The organism is Paenibacillus thermoaerophilus (assembly GCF_005938195.1).
In the GTDB taxonomy this organism is placed as follows: Bacteria; Bacillota; Bacilli; order Paenibacillales; family Reconciliibacillaceae; genus Paenibacillus_W; species Paenibacillus_W thermoaerophilus.
This window is the reverse complement of the sequence record NZ_VCQZ01000003.1, coordinates 143089-162102: the sequence shown is the minus strand read 5'-3', so window position 1 is coordinate 162102 and position 19014 is coordinate 143089. Positions and strand designations below refer to the sequence as shown.

Here is a 19014-nt window from a genome sequence, read left to right as displayed (position 1 = left end):
ATGGCGGATCTAGCCTTTTACGGATACGGAAAATGCTCCACCTGCCGCGACGCGGCCAAGTGGCTGCAGCAGCGCGGGCATAAGCTCGAATATCACGATTTGTTCGAGCAGGCTCCGGACGTGGAAGTGCTGCGGAAATTGTGGCGGACGAGCGGACTTGAATTAAAGAAGCTGTTTAACGTCTCCGGCGAAGTTTACAGGGAGATGGGATTGAAGGACAAGCTGCCTGCGATGAGCGAGCAGGAGCAGCTTGAACTGCTGGCGTCCAACGGCCGGCTCATCAAACGTCCGATCGTCACGGACGGCGTTGTCACGACGGTCGGCTTCAAGAAAGAAACGTACGAACAAGTATGGGACAGGTAACGGGGGAAGCGGGGCCAACTGAATGAAATGGAATCGTTCGGGGAGAAGAGCGCTGCCGGGAAGCGCGACAATTTCCGCAGCTTTTGCCCCCGATGCGGGAGCCCGTCGCGTCAAGTCGCAGCAGCAGTGGTGGACATTCGGCGCGTTCGGCGCTTTTTTATTGACGAAAGGAAAAACGATTGTTTCCGTGCTGCTGGCCGGCAAATATTCGGCGACCATCGTCAGCATGTTTTTGACCATCGCCGGCCTCGGCTATATTTACGAATGGGATTTTGCCACCGGGGTCGTGCTGATGCTGTTCATTCACGAGCTGGGCCATGTGCTGGCCGCGAAGCGCAAGGGATTGCCGGTGACGGCGCCGGTGTTTATTCCGTTTGTCGGCGCAATTATCCAATTAAAGCGGAATCCGAGAGACGTCGTGACGGAAGCGTATGTCGCCATGGGCGGACCGCTGATCGGATCGCTGGGAGCCGTATGCTGCGCGCTTGCGGGCTGGGCCATCGGCGACCCGATGCTGGTGGCGGTCGCTTATGTCGGGCTCGCCGTCAATCTGCTGAATCTCATTCCCGTCCATCCGCTGGACGGAGGCCGGATCGCCTCGGCGGTGACGCGCTGGCTGTGGCTGGGCGGTCTCGCCATCTCCTACTGGGTGATCCGTCAGTCGGGGCACAACTGGCTGTATATTTTGTGGGGACTGTTTGTGATCGAGCTGTGCATCAAATTCGTGCGGTTCAAAGGCAAAACCGGCAGCTACTCGGCGTTCGGGCTGGTCGACACCCCGGTGGAGAGGCTGAATACGGAGAAATTGTCGGAGCTGCTGGCAGAGCCGAATCTCCAGAAGCCGAGCTTCCAGACGTTCTCCACGATGGACGGGCGTCAGCGGGTGCGGCTGTCGATTCCGGCGCTCTGGCTGCGCAGCATCGTGATTATGCCGGAGCAAGGGCTGATTACGGACGTGTCGATCAAGGAAATGCGCATCGTCCGCCGGAAAGGCAAATCTTATCTCCGCTACAAATACCGGATCGTGTATACGCCGCACGAAGATGACATTTATTACAAGGCTCCGGCGGCTGTCCGATGGAGATACGGGCTGGCGTACGTCGGGCTGAGCGGCTGCCTGGCGGCGCTCATGTACGGAGCCTCCAAGCTTCAGTACATGCTGATGACCGGGCCCAACGGATAAAGAAGCAGGGAAGGGGAATAACGATGATTCGTTCCATAGGCTCGGAGCGCATGCGGCGCACGGGCGCGGCGATATTCGCCGAGGTGGCGGCCTGGAAGGCGGAGGCGGTCCGCGCGGGACTCGATGTGATCGATCTCAGCATCGGCAGCCCGGACCGTCCTCCTTCCGAGAGGGTGAGGCGCAAGCTCGCGGAAGCCGTCATGAGGCCGGACGCTTACGGCTATCCGTCCTCCCAAGGCTCGACCGCCTTCCGGCGGACGGCGGCCAGGTGGATGAAGCACCGCTTCGGTGTCGAATTGGACCCGGACAGTGAGATCGTGGCGCTGATGGGTTCCCAGGACGGACTCGCGCATGCCGCCGTCGCGTTGACCGATCCGGGCGATCCGGTGCTGGTCCCCGATCCCGGTTATCCGATCTATACGGCCGGCGTTATTTTGGCGGGCGCAGTGCCGGTGCATGTCCCGCTTCGCCCGGAGAACGGCTTTCTGCCCGATCTGGCGGCGATTCCCGACGAAGTGCGGAAGCGGGCGCGGTATATGCTTCTGAATTATCCGGGCAACCCGCTCTCGGTTGTGGCGGACGAATCTTTCTTCCGCCACTGGCTGGCGTTCTCGGAAGAAACGGGCATCCCGCTGCTTCACGATCTCGCCTACTCGGAGATGGCGTTCGACGGCATTCGGCCGAAGAGCCTGCTGGAGCTGCCGGGAGCGATCGAACGCGCCGCGGAATTTCATTCGCTGTCCAAAAGCTTTAATATGGCCGGCTGCCGCATCGGCTTTCTTGCGGGAAACCGCGAGATCGTCGCGGCGTTGAAATCGGTCAAATCCAATGTCGATTACGGCGTGTTCGGCCCGATCCAGGAGGCGGCGATCGAAGCGCTGGAAGAAGACATGGAAGGGGCTTCGGAGCCTGTCGCTCCTTTATACGAACGCAGGCGGAACGTGTTGGTCGCCGCGCTGCGTGAGGGAGGCTGGATATTCGATCCGCCCCAGGCGACGATGTTTTTGTGGGCGCCGGTGCCGGAAGGCTGGACATCTCGACAAATTTCCCGGGAAATATTGGAGAATACCGGCGTCGCCGTCGTGCCGGGCGACGCGTTCGGCCCGTTGGGAGAAGGCTGCGTGCGGATCGCGCTCGTTCAAGAGGAGGAGAGACTGGCGGAAGCGGGACGCCGGCTGGCGCGTTTCTGGCGTGAACGAATCATAGACCGAGGCATGCCGGGGGGAAGATAGAATGAGCGATCAATCGCACAAGGTGTTGTTGGTGGACGGCATGGCGCTGCTGTTCCGCGGGTATTACGCGAACGCGTACGGCGGATACATACGGAAGACCAGCGAGGGTCTGCCGACCAATGCGGTTTACGGCTTTTTAAAATATTTGCTGGACGCGTTCCGGACGTTCCAACCGACGCATGTCGTCTGCTGCTGGGATATGGGCAGCAAGACGTTCCGGACGGATCTTTATCCCGATTACAAGGGGAACCGTCCCGAAGCGCCGGACGATCTGATCCCGCAGTTCGATCTCGTCAAGCAGGTGACGGCGGGCATGGGCATCCTCAACGTCGGGGCTCCGGGCTTCGAAGCGGACGACTGTATCGGGACGCTGGCTCAGGCCCTGAGTCCGGATGCGGAAGTATACGTCCTGACCGGCGATCACGATCTGCTGCAGCTTGTCGACGAACGCGTCAAGGTCGTCATTATGAAGAAAGGGCCGTCGAATTATGCGGTCTACGATCCGCAGACGCTGATTGCCGAGAAGCAGTTGACCCCGGCTCAGTTCGTCGATCTGAAGGGATTGATCGGCGATGCCAGCGATAACTATCCGGGCGTGCGCGGCATCGGGGAGAAGACGGCCATCAAGCTGTTGAACGAATATCAATCGATCGACGGCATCGTCGAAAATTTGGCCGCTCTCCCCAAGGGCGTGCGGACGAAAATCGAGAACGATCTGGAGATGCTGCGCTTGTGCCGCAAGCTTGCCGAAATTCGCCGCGACGCGCCTGTCTCTTGCACGCTGGAACTGTGCGGCTGGCAGCCGGATCTGGAGTCGATCGGACAACTGCTTCGCGAGTTGGAGATGGACAGCCTGTTCAGAGAGGTGCGCCGGCTCACGGCCGTGTCGTAACTTCCTCCGAACAGCGACTGCCGTCCGGAACCCGGACCGCCGTTATTTCGTAACAATAGCCGAAAGGAGCGAAGCGCATGGAACATAGACCGGAGGCCGCAGGCCAAAGGGAGCAAGGGGAACGGAAGACGCGCAAACCGGGATGGATGCTGGGAGCCGTTCTGCTGTTCCTCTTATCCAAGGGCAAAACCGCGCTGCTTCTGCTCAGCAAAGCGGCCGGTCCGATACTCAGCATGCTGGTGACGATAGGAGCTTACGCGTTTATATACCCGTTCGGGTTCGCGCTCGGATTCGTCGTGATGATCTTGATCCACGAATTGGGGCACGTCTGGGCGGCCAAACGCAAGGGCTTGCCCGTCACGCTTCCCATGTTCATTCCGTTTTTGGGCGCGTTTATCGCCTTGAAGCGAAATCCGAGGGATGCCGAGACCGAGGCTTACATCGCTTACGGTGGCCCGCTGCTCGGAACGATCGGCGCACTGGCCGCTTACGCGGTCGGCAAAAGTTTCGACATTCCGCTGCTGATCGCTGTCGCTTATGTCGGTTTTTTCCTTAATCTGATCAACTTGCTGCCGATCAAACCGCTCGACGGAGGCAGAATCGCCACGGCCGTTACCCGCTGGTTGTGGCCGGTGGGATTGGTTGGCGGCCTGTTTGTCATCCTTTATCTGAACGCTTATGTGTTTTTGTTCTTCTGGGCGCTTTTCGCCTGGGACCTGTATCAGAAATACGTGCGCAAGCGCCGCACCAGGCCGATCGACTGGGGAACGAAGGTGGCGGTGGAGCTTGGCCCGGAATGGGCGGAGACGGGAATCCCGCTGCCCGGTCCCGAGCACCGGCGCGAACTGGAATTCACCACTTACACGACGATGGAAGGCGTTCAGAAGCTGACGGTCCGCTGGGCTGCGATCGGACTGGAGGAGACGATCGATCTGCCCGAACCGTGCGTGATCCGTCGGGTATATGCGGACGGAGTCGACAGGTTGCCGCCGGAACGACCGGAGAAGCTGGAGGTGCGAATCCGGATCGAAGCGGAGCAGTTCGAGAACGACCGGTATTTCGAAGTTCCGGCCCGGAAGCGGGTGGCGTACGGCGTCGCTTACGGCGGCTTGGCCCTCTTGCTCGGCGCGATGATGATCCTGATCCAGTTCGAAGGCTTGCCTCGTTTCCGCTAAGACGGACAAGCCTTCGAACGGACGAACCCCTGCGGGAGCGGCGCGCTCTCGGCAAGGGTTCGTTTGGTTGGGGCCGGGCTCAGTCGTCCGAATCGCTTTCGCCGTCATGCGGCGGGTGGTCGCCGGGATAGCCGCGATCCAGGCCGGCGTGAAATTCGCGATACTCGTAGGTGAAGGTGTTCGGAGGCCGCTGATCCTCGCGCCAAGGCGCGCTTTTGCCGAGCGATTCGACCGGCAGGCTCATGCCGTACGGCCCTTCGGGAAATTCCTCCGCGGTCACGTCATTGCGCTGGGATTCGACGGTAGCGAAATCCGTGGACGGCTGCCGGTTTTCCTTGAGGAAGCCGGCATTGTTCTTTTTAGGCATCGAAATTACCTCCTTCCGGCTAGGGATAACCCCATTGTGGCCCGGAGGGAGTCGCGTTATGCGCCGCCTGACGGTCGGGTCTGCCGCCCGCCCGAGAGCTATTTCTTATAAGTCCGTGAAGTTGACGGAGCCGACGATTTGCTCCAGGAACGTCTGCAACTCCTCGCCTTCTTCATCCGTCAAGCCGAACGCGTAAGCGACGTAGCCTTCTTCCTTCAGATCGTCGGGGCCGATAATGGCGGTTTTGCCGTTTTGCAGGTTGGTCACCATTTTTTTGCCGTAAAAACGGTTGGTGTTCGTGATCGCGAGGTCGAACCGGTTCAGACTTTCCGTAATGAAGCATACGAATCGGGTTGTCGTGTCCTCGGTGGTATCGTATAAAAAATCGAATTGATCGGTCATGCGTTTCGTTCTCCTTCCGGGATGTCGAACTGTCACCGTTACCAGTATACATCAAAACCTCGTTGCGCCCAACCGGCGGACATGGTATAATCTGGTTGTTATTCAAAAACAACGCCGGGGAAGCACCTCGCGATCGTTCAGCCGACGATCCGGGTGCTTTTTTTGCGTTGTTTTTTCATATTCCGGGAGGGAAGAGGAATGGAACTTGTCTTTTTGAACACGCTGGAGAAACGGTCGGAGGAACGCATCGAGACGGCGCAGATCGCCATCCGTGAGCGGCAGGGGGAATGGCAGGTCGTCTGGCACGAACCGGCCGCGCAAGGAAAGCCGGCTTCCGAGGTCTGGTACGAAGGCCGGGCTTGGGACGAGTTGCTCAAGGCGTTCCGCAGCGGGATGCGCGGCAAGCTGGAGAGCGGATACGAGCCGCTGGTCGGCGGAGCTCTGTACGACCGGCCGCCGGCCTTTGAACGCGGCGAGCGCAGGCTGCTTCTGCTGCAATTCGCCGCGGAGAGCAGGCGGAACGAAGACTGCCTGCGGCTGTTAAGGGCGTGGCGGCGGGACCGCGCGGCCCGGGAGGGGCGGCCTGCCTACCATGTGGCGACCAACCGGATGCTGGAGCTGGTGGCGGCTTATTTGCCGATGAACGCGGCGGAGCTGGAGCAACTGCCGGGCTTCGGGAGCCGAAAAGCAGAGCTCTACGGCGGAGAGCTGGCGAAAATCGTCTCCCGTTTCCCCCGCGAGACGGCGTTCCCGCTCGACTGGGTCGAAGCCGAGACCGATATGGCCGCGTTCGAGGAATACGTGGAGAAGCTGCGGCTGCGCAAGGCCGGCGAACTGGAGCGGCGGCGCGAACGGAAGCGCCGGCTGTTGGAGAGCGTCGCGTCGGGCGCGGCGCTGGAGGAGATCGCCGAAGCGATGAGGACGACCAAGCGCGAAGTGATCGCCGAAGCGGAGGCGTTGGAACGGGAGGGCTACGATATGCGGCCGATGACGGCCGCGGAGCTGGCCCGGATCGATCCGGAGCTGCGCGAGAAGGCTTGGCAGGAGATGAAACAGCGCGGCGACCGCTTCCTGAAGCCCGTGCTCGAAGCGCTGTATACGCCGGAGGAGCTGTCCGGCCGCGATCTCGGCGAGCTGTACGATACGCTGCGTGTGCTGAGGCTCGCCTACCGCCAGGCGCTGGCCCAGGAGCGGCGCGCCGGGGCGGCGAGCTGACGGGGCGCGCCCGGCACGCTTGTCGGAACCCGTTCCAGACGAAGAAAGGAGGCCGCAAGGCCTCCTTCAGATCCAATCCTTTTTCTTGAAAAACCAGAAAAACGACACGGCGACCACCAGCATGATGCCCAAGACGAAGTAATAGCCGTATTCCATGTGGGTTTCCGGGATATTGTCGAAGTTCATGCCGTAGATGCCGGTGATGACGGTAAGCGGCATGAAAATCGTCGTCATCGCCGTAAACACCCGCATGATTTCGTTGGCCCGGTTCGACAGGCTCGACTGGTAGGCTTCGCGCAAGTTGCCCATCAAATCGCGGAACGTGTCGAAGGTTTCCGCCGTTTTCACCGCGTTCTCGTGAATGTCGCTGAAATATTTCTGGAGCTGGCCGTCGATCAGCTTCAGATCCTTTTTGTTTAACGTCCAGATCAATTCGCGCTGCGGACCGAGCGCTTTCTTGAGCCAGAGAATTTCGCTCCGCAGACCGATAATTTCGTTCAGATGGCTTTTTTTCGTGTGCATCAGGATGTCTTCTTCGAGCTTTTCGATCCGGGCTTCGATTCGGTCGGCGACATGGCTGTAGTTGTCGACGACGAGGTCGATGACGTGGTAGAGGAAGTAATCGGCGGAATTGACCTGCTCCCTCAGCAGAATCGGCTTGATGGTGCGCAGCTCGCTGATTTTTTGCCGGGTGACCGTTATGACCAGATGCTTGAACAAAAACACGTTGAGGGCCCGCAAGTAAATTTCCTCATCGTCGAACCGGATGCTGTTGATGACGATAAAGTAATGATTGTCGTAAATTTCGATTTTGGGCCGCTGCTCCTCCTCGTCGATCGTGTCCTCGACCGCGAGCTCATGCAGCCCGAACGTCTCCTGAAGCTCCGTCAAATCCTCGACATCCGCTTCGATCCAATAAAATCCGTCCTCCGGCGGGACGGTTGTCAGCGACAATTCCTCCACCGGCGTAAATATGCCGTTTTGCACCAAACGAATTTTCATCCTTCGCCACTCCTTTAGTCGTTCATGGAAAAACGCCGGAAGCCGGAGCAGCCAGGACTGCGATCCCTTACGAGCAAAGAGAGACGGGCCGCAGGCTTCTCCGGTTCCGACGCGTATGCAGTTGTCCGATTCGAGATCGACTTCGGCCGCACGATCGGTCCCCGTCCATGCCTGCCCCTCCCCTTGGTCATCAGACATCGTAACTGCTCCTAGTATACCGCTCGGCCGGTTGTACGACAAGACGGCCGTCAATGGGCAAGCGGACAAATGCCGGCCGGAGAGGGAGGCGCTCCGGTTGCGAAGGGTTGCCCCGTATTCTTGAAGAATGCCTCTTGACTCCGGGATGTATTTCGGTTACGATGCAGATTAAATCCGATTAAAATAAAACCGCATAGGAACGACTCTTATCAAGAGCAGGTGGAGGGACTAGCCCGATGATACCCGGCAACCGGCCAACGCCCCGGCAGGGGCGAGCGCACGGTGCTAAATCTTGCAGCGACGCCTTGGCGCCGCTGAGAGATGAGAGAGGACGACATGCGCGCGCATAAAGGGCCTTTCTCGTTGAGAAAGGCCCTTCTTCATCGTATCCGACGGCGAGAAGCTTGCGGATGCGCGATCAGCTCGCGGTATCGCGGCCGTTCCCCTAAGCCGGCGGCGGATCGAAGCTTCGAAGGCGCCCGCTCGTCAAGGCTGCTTGAGATAGAAGTCACTTCCCTACAGGAGGGCTGACCGTGCCGATTAAAATTCCCGACAACTTGCCGGCGAAGGAAGTGCTTGTCAACGAGAACATCTTCGTGATGGACGAAAGCGTCGCCTTCCATCAGGATATCCGCGCCTTGCGGATCGCCATCCTGAACCTGATGCCGACCAAGGAAACGACCGAGACCCAGATTCTCCGTCTGCTCGGCAATACGCCGCTGCAGGTCGAGTTCGTTCTGCTTCATCCGAAGTCGCACATCTCCAAAAATACGTCGGCCGAGCATCTGGAGCAATTTTACAAAACGTTCGAGGACGTGCGGGACGAGTTTTTCGACGGCATGATCATTACGGGGGCTCCCGTCGAGACGCTGCCGTTCGAAGAAGTTGATTATTGGCCCGAGCTCCGGAGCATCATGGACTGGACGACGACAAACGTCACCTCCACGCTCTACATTTGCTGGGGGGCGCAGGCCGGACTGTACCATCACTTCGGCGTGCCGAAATATTTGCTCAAGGAAAAGCTGTTCGGCGTATTCCCGCATGTGGTGACGAAAGCCAACGTCAAGCTGCTGAGAGGCTTCGACGAACTGTTCTTCGTGCCGCAGTCCCGGCATACCGAGGTGCGCCGGGAGGATATCGAACGGGTGCCGGAGCTCGAGATTCTCTCCGAATCGGAGGAAGCGGGCGTGTATATCGTGGCGACGCGGGACGGCAAGCATATTTTCGTGACCGGCCATTCGGAATACGACGCCATGACGCTCAAATGGGAATACGACCGCGACAGAGCCAAAGGCTTGGCGATCGACGTGCCGAAAAATTATTTCCCCGACAACAATCCGGAGAAATATCCGCTGGTGTCCTGGCGCGCGCACGCCAATCTGCTGTTCTCCAACTGGCTGAACTACTACGTGTACCAGGAAACGCCGTACGATCTGCCCGAGCGAAAGAAAATCAAGCTTTAAGCCTTAGAAGGAGTGCAGCCCGTTTATGAAAATCGAAAGCCGACTAGCGCAAATCGGCTCGCAATCCGAGCCCGTTACGGGGGCCGTGAGCTACCCGATCTACAACGCCACGGCCTACCGGCATCCCAAGCTCGGCCAAAGCACGGGGTTCGATTATACCCGCACGAAAAACCCGACCCGCACCGTGCTCGAGGAGGCGATCGCCGATTTGGAGTCCGGGGATCGCGGTTTTGCCTGCAGCAGCGGCATGGCGGCGCTTCAGACGATCTTCGCCCTGTTCTCGCAAGGCGATCATCTGCTGGTGTCGCTGGATCTGTACGGCGGCACCTACAGGCTAATGGAACAGGTCATGAAGCGGTTCGGCGTAACGGCTACCTATGTGGACACGGACAAGCTGGACGAACTCGAAGCGAATCGCCGGCCGGAGACAAAAGCCGTGCTGATCGAGACGCCGACGAACCCGCTGATGATGATCACGGATCTGGCGGCCGTATCGGCCTGGGCGAAAAAACACGGGTTGCTGACGATTGTGGACAATACGCTGCTGACGCCGTTTTTCCAGCGTCCGATCGAGCTGGGCGCGGATATCGTCATCCATAGCGCCACCAAATATTTGGGCGGGCACAACGACGTGCTGGCCGGGCTGATCGTCACGAAGGGCCAGGAGCTTTCCGACCGGATGGCGTTTCTGCACAATTCCATCGGCGCCGTCCTGGGCCCCCAGGACAGTTGGCTGCTGGCCCGGGGCATGAAGACGCTGGCGGTGCGCATGGAGCGCCACCAGTATAACGCGACGCGTATCGCCGAATGGCTGCTCGGGCACGAAGCCGTCGAGCGGGTGTATTACCCCGCGCTGCCGGACCATCCGGGCCATGCGGTTCAGAACGCCCAATCCTCCGGCAACACCGGCATCTTCTCCTTCAAGGTGAAGGACGCCCGGTACGTGGAGCCGATCCTGCGCCATATCCGGCTGATCGCTTTCGCCGAATCGCTGGGCGGCGTCGAGTCCTTGATGACGTATCCGGCGGTGCAGACGCACGCGGATATTCCCGTGGAAATCCGCAACAAGATCGGCGTGGACGACAAGCTGCTGCGATTCAGCGTCGGCATCGAGCATGTGGACGATCTGATCGCGGATCTGGCGAACGCGTTCGAGCGGGCCCGCGCCGAAGTGGAAGGCGGGGTGTCGGTATGAGCGGCGGAGATCGGCAATGGCCGGAAGGAAGAGAAAAAGCGTTCGCGACGCATCTGATCCATTTCGGAGCGGAGATCGACGCGTCGACGGGAGCATCCAGCGTGCCGATCTATCAGGCGTCGACGTTCCATCACGACACGATCGACAAGCAGATGGCATACGATTACGCCCGGTCGGGCAATCCGACCCGGGAAGCGCTGGAGACGCAGATCGCGCTGCTCGAAGGCGGAACGCGCGGCTTCGCGTTCGCTTCCGGCATGGCCGCGATCAGCAGCGCGTTTATGCTGCTGTCGGCGGGAGATCACGTCATCTGCACGGAGGACGTCTACGGCGGCACGTACCGGCTGCTGACAACCATCCTGAACCGGATGAACATCGAGACGACGTTTGTCGACATGACCGATCTCGATGCGGTGACGGCGGCGCGGAAACCCAACACGAAAGCGGTGTTCCTCGAGACGCCGTCCAATCCGACGCTGAAGATTACGGACATCGCCGCCGTCGCTTCGTGGGCGAAGCAGCACGGCTTGCTGACGATGCTGGACAATACGTTTATGACGCCGTATTACCAGCGGCCCATCGAGCTCGGCGTCGATATCGTGCTGCACAGCGCGACGAAGTTCCTGGGCGGCCACAGCGACGTTATCGCCGGGCTGGCGGTCGTCGCGGACGAATCGCTGGGCAACCGGTTGAAGCAGATCCAGAACGGCATGGGCAACATACTCGGCGTTCAGGACAGTTGGCTGCTCATGCGGGGGATCAAGACGCTGAAGGCGCGTATGGATATCCACGAGGCGAACGCCCGGAAGCTGGCCGCCTGGCTGGTCTCCCGCAGCGATATCGAGCGCGTATATTATCCGGGCCTGCCGGACCACGCCGGAAGGGAAATCCACGAGCGGCAGGCGCGGGGCTACGGCGCGGTCGTGTCCTTCGACGTCGGCTCCGAGGAGCGGGCCAAGAGGCTGCTTGACCGCGTATCGATCCCGCTTGTGGCCGTCAGCCTCGGGGGTGTGGAGAGCATCTTGTCGTACCCGGCCATGATGTCGCATGCGTCCATGCCGAAGAGCGTCCGCCACGAGCGGGGCATCGGCGACGGGCTTGTGCGGTATTCCGTGGGGCTGGAGGATATCGACGATCTGCTGACGGATCTGGAACGAGCTCTCAAATCATAAAGAAGACGGTTCGGGACGATGTCCCGGGCCGTTTTTTCGTATTCTGCGCGGACGGGATAAGGACACGCTTGGGCGGGAGTCATGGGACTGAGGCCGGCGGGCTCTTGCCGTCAGCCAAGGGCGAGGTGTCCGCCGTGAGGGGAATCCGAAGGAGAAGCCGTAGGCCAATGCACGGATTGGGGGTAGAAGTCTCGGCGCGGCGAGGAGGCCATTTCACTATATAAAATATCGTTAACCCTCTCCTGTCGCCCGTTTCGAGTTCCGTTTGCGATATAAAATATCACCAATGAAAAGAAATGGGCAGGGGAAGTCCGGCAAACCGGGAGTTTAACGATATTCAGCATCGCTAAACTCGTCATGATCAACAAAAATTCGGGGGATAGCGATAAAAAATATCGTTTGCCGAACCGGGCTTGGGCAGGACCGCCGTCATGCGGCGGGGATGCCAGACCGGCCACGGCGGAGCCGCCTGACAGCGCAACGGAGGAGATGCCTGACCCGGCCAAACTGCGGAGCCGCCTGTCGGCGCAACGGCGAAGCCCTCGGCCGCCGGCGACTGCCGCCTCTCTCCAGATGCGCCCATCCCCGTTCTGTGTTACCATAGAAGCATAAGCGGGACCGGAAGAAAGCTCGGAATCGATTCAGAGGACAGAGATACGGGAGAGGATCACATGAGCACAATCGACGCAATACTGGATAAGGCGCTGGCGGGGGAACGCCTGACATTCGAGGACGGGCTGGCGCTGTGGGAATCGGACGACAGCGAGCTGGAGAAAATCGGGGCGGCGGCCAACCAGATCATGCTCAGGCATCATCCGGAGCCGATGGCGACCTTCGTGATCGGCCGCAACATCAACTATACGAACGTGTGCGACGTATACTGCCGGTTCTGCGCGTTCTACCGCAAGCCGGGATCGCCGGAAGGATACGTGCTGCCAGACGAGGTCATCCTGCAAAAAATCCAGGAAACCGTCGACGTCGGCGGCACCGAAATTTTGATGCAGGGCGGCGTCAATCCCGACCTTCCTTTTGACTATTATCTCAACCTGCTGCGGAAGATCAAAGCCCGTTTCCCGGACATCACGATGCACTCGTTCTCCGTAGCGGAGATCGAGAAGATGAAGCAGCTTAGCGGGCTGTCGATGGAAGAGACGCTGCGCCGGCTCAAGGAAGCGGGGCTGGACTCGCTGCCCGGAGCGGGGGCGGAAATTCTCGACGACCGCACCCGCCGCAAAATCAGCCGGCTCAAGGGCTCCTGGAAGGATTGGATCGACACGATGACCACCGCGCATAAGGTGGGGCTCAACACGACGGCGACGATGGTTATCGGCTTCGGCGAATCGAACGAGGAACGCGTGCTGCACTTGCTGCGCCTGCGCGACGCGCAGGACGTCTGCATCCGCGAGGGTTATCCGTCAGCGGGCTTCCTGGCGTTTATCGTCTGGACGTTCCAGCCGGACAACACGAACCTGAAGCGGGAGAGGCTCGGAGCGAACGATTACCTCAAGGCGGTCGCCATCGCGCGGCTGATGCTGGACAATATCAAAAATCTGCAATCGTCTTGGGTCACGATGGGCGCGGACGTCGGCAAACGCTCGCTGCACTTCGGATGCAACGACTTCGGCAGCACCATGATGGAGGAGAACGTCGTGTCCGCAGCCGGTACGACGCATAAGGTCAACATCGAACAGATTACCCGGCTGATCCGCGAGGCCGGCAAAATCCCGGCTCAGCGCGATACGAAGTACCGCATTTTGCGCGTGTTCGACGAGCAGACGGTCATCGACCGCGATTTCATCATGCAGAATTAACGGGGCGATCGGCCGTATATCCCTCCCCCGCCAACCATATACTTTAGGTATGAAAAGCTTGTATCGAAGCCTGTTTGAGGGCAGGCTGCGCGTTTGGCGCAAGCTTCTCATGCCGGTCCGCCAAGGCTTCGCCGCGCCGTTCTTGGGCAAACGCAAGCTTTTCGGATGCGGCAAATATGGTTCCCCGGACAGGAGGGCATGCCGGATGCAGTTGTTCCGTATAACGACGCACGAGCTGGCTGAAGCGCAGATGCAATCGCTGATGGAACGGATACGGGGCAAGCTGGAATCGCTTGAAGACGCCAGCGCCGCAGTGGAGCTGAGTCTGGAGACCGGCACGGAAGGGATCTCGCTGCTGTGCACGGGGATGATGCCGAGATTCGAGCTGAGCCGCGCGGAACCGGTCTGGCGTCTGTCGGCCCGGGCATTCGCCGAATTTGTGGTTGATGAGCTGGAACCGGCGATCGTCGAAGATATCGTCTCCGACACGTGCCGAGACGACGAGAGGGAGGCTCCCGACCGCGAGGAGCTGGACGGCGTCATGGCGTATTGCGGGGGACTGTTGAACCGGTCTGGCGGCGCAGGATCAACCGCCGAACCGTGGAAGGCGGATGCCAGCCACGATACGGAACGCCGCATCCAGATGGTCGCCCGGACGGCCGAAGCGTATCTTGAGCGGGAGACGCTGCTGATCGTCGAAGGCTTTGTCCGGTTCAGGCTGCACGATTATTTGAACGAATTGTTCGAGACGGTGGACAGCGCCTACGAGGAATATTGGTCCGACCGGCAATATCGCGAATTTATCGCGCTGCTTAAATATTTCGTCTACATCCAGGATACCCGCATTCCGATGGCGCATCTGCTGCATCGCAGCGGCGGGGAGTTTACGCTGTTGGACGAGCGGTTGCAGCCTCTCGATCCCGGACAGTTCGATCAAGTGACGCTCGAAGTCCAGGACATGAACATCCAGTTCGAGGATATGATCGTCAGCGCGCTGCTGTCCGTCGCGCCGCAGCAAATCGCGCTGCACACCAGGACGCCGGACGACCATGTCGTACAGACGATCCTGAACATCTTCGAGCCGCGGGCCAAAGTATGCACGGGCTGCCCGGCTTGTCAAGGGAGGCTCGGACCTCCGCCGGGAGAAGCCGCGGGCTCCGTGCCGAACGGCGCGGCGGGCGGCAAACCGACCTGACGGACGGCGGCGCAATGGCCGCCGGCCCGCTTGACAGATCTTGCAAAGCGGCTATAATTAACACGTATAAATGATCCACACGATATCGGCTGAGAACGAAGACAACGATCCGGAACGGAATCGTCCAGAGAGAGGAGCCACGGCTGCAAGCTCCTTCGATCAACCTTCCGCGATATACCCCTTCGGAGCCGGGCGGCGGAACCTCGCACGTTGGTCAACACGCAATCCTGCGTCGGTTGCACGGGCGGGCAGTATGGCGCCCCGGGTCATTCCCGTTAACGAATGCCGGAAGCATGCGCGGACAACCGCGTATGGAATCAGGGTGGAACCACGAGACCGAAACGGCTCGTCCCTAGCGGACGGGTCTTTTTTATTTTGTCGGAGGAGGATGATTCATCATGTCGATTCGCATTACGCTTCCTGACGGCGCCGTACGCGAATACGCGCCGGGAACCACTGTCGAGGAGGTCGCGGGCTCGATCAGCCCGGGGCTGAAAAAAGCGGCCGTCGCCGGCAAAGTCGACGGAAAGGTCGTCGATCTGTCCTACGCGCTGACGCAGGACGCTTCGCTGGCGATTTTGACGCTGGACAACCCCGAAGGGCTTGAAGTGCTGAGACACAGCACGGCCCACCTGATGGCCCAGGCGATCAAACGGCTGTACGGAGCCGACAAGGTTCATCTCGGTGTCGGTCCCGTCATCGAGGACGGCTTCTACTACGACATCGATGTCGAGCAGCCGATTTCGGCCGAAGATCTGGCGCGCATCGAGAAAGAGATGGAAAAAATCGTTCAGGAAAACTTGCCCATCGTCCGCAAGGAAGTGACCCGGGACGAAGCGCTGCGCATTTATACCGAACTGGGCGATCCGCTCAAGATCGAGCTGCTGGACGCGATCCCGGACGACCAGACGATATCGCTGTACGAGCAGGGCGAGTTCTTCGACCTGTGCCGCGGGCCGCACTTGCCTTCGACCGGCAAGATCAAGGCGTTCAAGCTGCTGTCGGTCGCCGGGGCTTACTGGCGCGGGGACGCCAAAAACAAAATGCTGCAGCGGATTTACGGCACGGCGTTCGCGAAAAAAAGCGAGCTCGACGAACATCTGCATCTGCTTGAAGAAGCGAAAAAACGCGACCACCGCCGGCTTGGCAAGGACCTGAAGTTCTTCACCTTCACGAAGGAGGTCGGACAAGGTCTGCCGATCTGGCTGCCGCGCGGCGCCAAGCTTCGCCGCATCATGGAGCGCTATATCGTCGACAAGGAAGAGCGTCTCGGCTACAGCCACGTATACACGCCGGTTCTGGCCAACGTCGAGCTGTACAAAACGTCGGGACACTGGGATCATTACCAGGAAGACATGTTCCCCAAAATGGAGCTGGACAACGAGGAACTCGTTCTTCGCCCGATGAACTGCCCGCACCATATGATGGTGTACAAAAGCGACTTGCGCAGCTACCGCGATCTGCCGATCCGCGTGGCCGAGCTCGGCACGATGCACCGCTACGAGATGTCCGGGGCGCTGACCGGCCTGCACCGCGTACGCGCGATGACGCTGAACGACGCGCATATTTTCTGCCGTCCGGACCAGATCAAGGAAGAGTTCGCCCGTGTGATCCGGCTGATCCGCGAGGTGTACGAGGATTTCGGCATCACCGAGTACCGGTTCCGCCTGTCTTACCGGGACCCGAACGACACGGAGAAATATTTCCCGGACGACGCGATGTGGGAGATGTCCCAACGCATGCTGCGTGAAGTCGTCGAAGAGCTGGATCTGCCGTTCTACGAAGCAGAAGGCGAAGCCGCATTCTACGGTCCGAAGCTGGACGTGCAGATCAAAACGGCGCTGAAAAAAGAAGAAACGCTGTCGACCGCGCAGCTCGATTTCCTGCTGCCCGAGCGGTTCGGCCTCGAATACGTCGGCGAAGACGGCCAGAAGCACCGCCCGGTGGTCATTCACCGCGGCATTATCAGCACGATGGAACGCATGACGGCGTTCCTGCTGGAGAACTTCGCCGGGGCGCTGCCGACCTGGCTTTCGCCGGTGCAGGCCAAAGTGCTGCCCGTCTCGCAAAACTACGCGGAATACGCCCAACAGGTCGCGGACAAGCTGCAAGCCGCCGGCGTCCGGGTCGAAGTCGACCTGCGCAACGAGAAGCTCGGCTACAAAATCCGCGAGGCGCAGCTTGAGAAAGTGCCTTACATGCTGGTTGTCGGCGAAAACGAGCAGCAAGCGGGCACCGTCTCGGTACGGAAGCGCGGAGAAGGCGATATCGGCAGCCGGACGATTGAAGAAGTCTCGGCCATGATCGACGAAGAAGTCGGGGGCAAGCGGTTCTGATCGGCGGCACACCGATCCGGGCGTGAATAATCGCCGAAAGATTGGGATACCCTCCTGAATAGGGAGGGTTCCATGATGAGTTCAGATTCGTTCCCATCGAGGCGGCCCGTCATCATCCGGTTATTGCTGCTCCTAGCGCTGGTTCTGCCGGCGAAGGCGGCATATACCGGCCATGCGGCCGCTACCGTTGGCGAACCTCGACCGGATCTCATCCGGTCCCGGCATCTGCAAGCTGTATCCCCCGCCGTCGGTATGCCGGAGAATCCGCCGGAACACGGTTCCGCGCCGGTCGTCTCGACGCATGAAGAACTGATGGAGCGAATCAAGCAGCAGCCGTTCCTCCATGACGAACGGGAGTTGGCGCGGGCGAGGGAGATCGAAGTCGTGGCGACGGGCTATACGGCAGGCCCGGAGTCGACGGGCAAGCGCCCGGGCGACAAAAATTACGGGATCACCTATTCCGGCGTGCGGGTCAAGCGGGATGTGTATTCCACGGTCGCGGCCGATCCCAAGGTGTTTCCGATCGGAACGGAGCTTTACATACCGGGATACGGCTACGGCATCGTCGCGGATACCGGTTCCGCGATCAAGGGACGCAAGATCGACTTGTATTTCGATACGAAGAAGGACGTATATAAGCAGTGGGGCAAGCGGACCGTCCGCGTGCTTGTGTTGGCGGAAGGCAGCGGCAAGCTTACGGAAGCGGCATTCGAAAGCTACAATCGGATCGCTCTGCCGGTGCAAGGCCCCCTTCCCCGCTCCTGACACGAAGGCAATCCCCGCCGGCCGACGGATCTCCGAGGATGGCGGCTGGCGGGACGACCTTCCTTTGTCGTTTTATTTCCCTTTCGCGGTTTGGAGAGATATGTTAAAATAAAACATCATGTCCACTCTGTTTGTAAGCGCATACAGTCGATCGATGAACGGGATCGGTCAGAATATGGCAGGAGTGAGGCAAAATGTGGACGATTGCGGGAGACGAGGACGCGAGCGCTTACACCAGAGACGAGTACGAAGCGTTAGTGGGCGAGCTGTACCGAAACATGTTTATCGTGGCTTACTCCATGACACGCAACCGCTCCGAAGCGATGGATATCGTCCAGGAGGCTTGGATCAACATCTTGCGCAAAAGCGACTCGCTTCGCGACAAGGGTAAGCTAATCGCGTGGGCCAAGGCCGTGGTCACGAATACGGGCCTGAACCTGATCCGCAAAAAATACCGCAACCATGAAGTGTCGCTTGAAGCGATCTCCGCCGGCGAATGGGTGCGCAGCAACGGCGATCTCGAAGAACTGCTGCTGCTGCGGAGAGTGCTGTGGGAGAACCTCGATCATCTGCCGCAGGATTTGCGTGCGGTTCTGGTGCATAAATTTTTCGACGACATGATGGATCGCGAGATCGCGGAACGGCTCTCTCTGCCCGTAGGCACCGTCAAGGCCAAAATACACCGCGCCAAGCAGCGCCTGCGGCGGCAGTTGGACGAAGCGGGCTTGCTGTTGGAGATGCCGGATGAACCATGAATAAGATCTCCTCTCTGGCAGACACTATAGGGGCAGGGAGGTGATCGATCGTCATGGCGAACAAAAACCCAAAAGCAAACAAAGTTCTGACGCCGCAGCAACAGCAAGACGCTGAGTTCTCGCAGGAGGTAGCGGCTCAGCAAGGGGCGAAACAACAATCCGGTCAACAGCAGCAACAGCAACAACAACAGTAATATCAAACCCAACCATAATCGGAGGGCCGCCAGCGGCCCTCTTTTCATTTTCCGCGGGTTCCCCTATAATCAAAACATATGTCATATAATTTAACATGA

The 19014-nt window shown here is 59.6% G+C and carries 18 protein-coding genes and 1 riboswitch; of the genes, 15 read left to right on the top strand and 3 right to left on the bottom strand.

Annotation, left to right across the window (positions count from 1 at the left end; all coding sequences use genetic code 11):
- From FE781_RS03570 to FE781_RS03550, 5 genes are all read left to right on the top strand, one after another.
- Entirely contained in the window at window positions 1–363 is a 363-nt protein-coding gene (locus FE781_RS03570) for an arsenate reductase family protein (RefSeq protein WP_138788259.1), read from the top strand.
- A 22-nt stretch (window positions 364–385) separates the two neighbouring features.
- Complete coding sequence (locus FE781_RS03565; protein WP_138788258.1) at window positions 386–1546, top strand: site-2 protease family protein; 1161 nt, start codon at window positions 386–388, stop codon at window positions 1544–1546.
- 23 nt (window positions 1547–1569) lie between these two features.
- On the top strand, window positions 1570–2778 hold the full coding sequence (locus FE781_RS03560; RefSeq protein WP_138788257.1) for an aminotransferase class I/II-fold pyridoxal phosphate-dependent enzyme: 1209 nt from the start codon (window positions 1570–1572) through the stop codon (window positions 2776–2778).
- Window position 2779: 1 nt separating this feature from the next.
- A complete protein-coding gene (locus FE781_RS03555; protein ID WP_138788256.1) occupies window positions 2780–3670 on the top strand; it encodes a 5'-3' exonuclease in 891 nt (296 codons plus the stop codon).
- 77 nt (window positions 3671–3747) lie between these two features.
- Entirely contained in the window at window positions 3748–4845 is a 1098-nt protein-coding gene (locus tag FE781_RS03550) for a site-2 protease family protein (protein ID WP_138788255.1), read from the top strand.
- 79 nt (window positions 4846–4924) lie between these two features.
- On the opposite strand, the gene FE781_RS03545 is transcribed toward FE781_RS03550, so the two are convergent.
- Together FE781_RS03545 and FE781_RS03540 are read right to left on the bottom strand one after the other, a co-directional pair.
- Window positions 4925–5212: a hypothetical protein gene (locus tag FE781_RS03545; RefSeq protein ID WP_138788254.1), complete on the bottom strand. Its 288-nt coding sequence runs from the start codon at window positions 5210–5212 to the stop codon at window positions 4925–4927.
- Window positions 5213–5317: 105 nt separating this feature from the next.
- Window positions 5318–5614, bottom strand: a complete 297-nt coding sequence (locus FE781_RS03540) for a DUF3055 domain-containing protein (RefSeq protein WP_138788253.1) — start codon at window positions 5612–5614, stop codon at window positions 5318–5320.
- Window positions 5615–5812: 198 nt separating this feature from the next.
- On the opposite strand from FE781_RS03540, the gene FE781_RS03535 reads away from it, so the two are divergent.
- On the top strand, window positions 5813–6829 hold the full coding sequence (locus tag FE781_RS03535; protein ID WP_138788252.1) for an HRDC domain-containing protein: 1017 nt from the start codon (window positions 5813–5815) through the stop codon (window positions 6827–6829).
- 66 nt (window positions 6830–6895) lie between these two features.
- On the opposite strand, the gene corA is transcribed toward FE781_RS03535, so the two are convergent.
- Entirely contained in the window at window positions 6896–7831 is a 936-nt protein-coding gene (gene corA, locus FE781_RS03530; RefSeq protein ID WP_138788251.1) for a magnesium/cobalt transporter CorA, read from the bottom strand.
- A gap of 401 nt (window positions 7832–8232) precedes the next feature.
- Window positions 8233–8357: riboswitch (SAM riboswitch) on the top strand.
- A gap of 205 nt (window positions 8358–8562) precedes the next feature.
- On the opposite strand from corA, the gene metA reads away from it, so the two are divergent.
- The 9 genes from metA (at window position 8563) to FE781_RS17375 (ending at window position 18915) form a co-directional block, all read left to right on the top strand.
- A complete protein-coding gene (gene metA / locus FE781_RS03525) occupies window positions 8563–9492 on the top strand; it encodes a homoserine O-acetyltransferase MetA (RefSeq protein ID WP_138788250.1) in 930 nt (309 codons plus the stop codon).
- A 25-nt stretch (window positions 9493–9517) separates the two neighbouring features.
- Window positions 9518–10687, top strand: a complete 1170-nt coding sequence (locus FE781_RS03520) for a PLP-dependent transferase (protein ID WP_138788249.1) — start codon at window positions 9518–9520, stop codon at window positions 10685–10687.
- The gene (locus tag FE781_RS03515) at window positions 10684–11859 is read left to right on the top strand and encodes a trans-sulfuration enzyme family protein (protein ID WP_138788248.1); all 1176 of its coding nucleotides are present in this window, start codon (window positions 10684–10686) and stop codon (window positions 11857–11859) included. The genes FE781_RS03520 and FE781_RS03515 overlap by 4 nt, the downstream gene beginning before the upstream one ends.
- Before the next feature lie 671 nt (window positions 11860–12530).
- Window positions 12531–13670: a cyclic dehypoxanthinyl futalosine synthase gene (gene mqnC / locus FE781_RS03510; protein ID WP_138788247.1), complete on the top strand. Its 1140-nt coding sequence runs from the start codon at window positions 12531–12533 to the stop codon at window positions 13668–13670.
- 205 nt (window positions 13671–13875) lie between these two features.
- Window positions 13876–14865 (top strand): putative sporulation protein YtxC, encoded by a 990-nt coding sequence (gene ytxC / locus FE781_RS03505; RefSeq protein ID WP_170209405.1) that lies wholly within the window; start codon window positions 13876–13878, stop codon window positions 14863–14865.
- A gap of 398 nt (window positions 14866–15263) precedes the next feature.
- Window positions 15264–17201, top strand: coding sequence for a threonine--tRNA ligase (gene thrS / locus FE781_RS03500; RefSeq protein ID WP_138788245.1), 1938 nt, complete (start codon window positions 15264–15266; stop codon window positions 17199–17201).
- 252 nt (window positions 17202–17453) lie between these two features.
- On the top strand, window positions 17454–17966 hold the full coding sequence (locus FE781_RS17955) for a 3D domain-containing protein (RefSeq protein ID WP_138788328.1): 513 nt from the start codon (window positions 17454–17456) through the stop codon (window positions 17964–17966).
- Between the two features lie 194 nt (window positions 17967–18160).
- Window positions 18161–18721: an RNA polymerase sigma factor gene (locus FE781_RS03490; RefSeq protein WP_138788244.1), complete on the top strand. Its 561-nt coding sequence runs from the start codon at window positions 18161–18163 to the stop codon at window positions 18719–18721.
- A 53-nt stretch (window positions 18722–18774) separates the two neighbouring features.
- Window positions 18775–18915, top strand: coding sequence for a hypothetical protein (locus FE781_RS17375; protein ID WP_170209404.1), 141 nt, complete (start codon window positions 18775–18777; stop codon window positions 18913–18915).
- The last annotated feature ends 99 nt before the right edge of the window (window positions 18916–19014 follow it).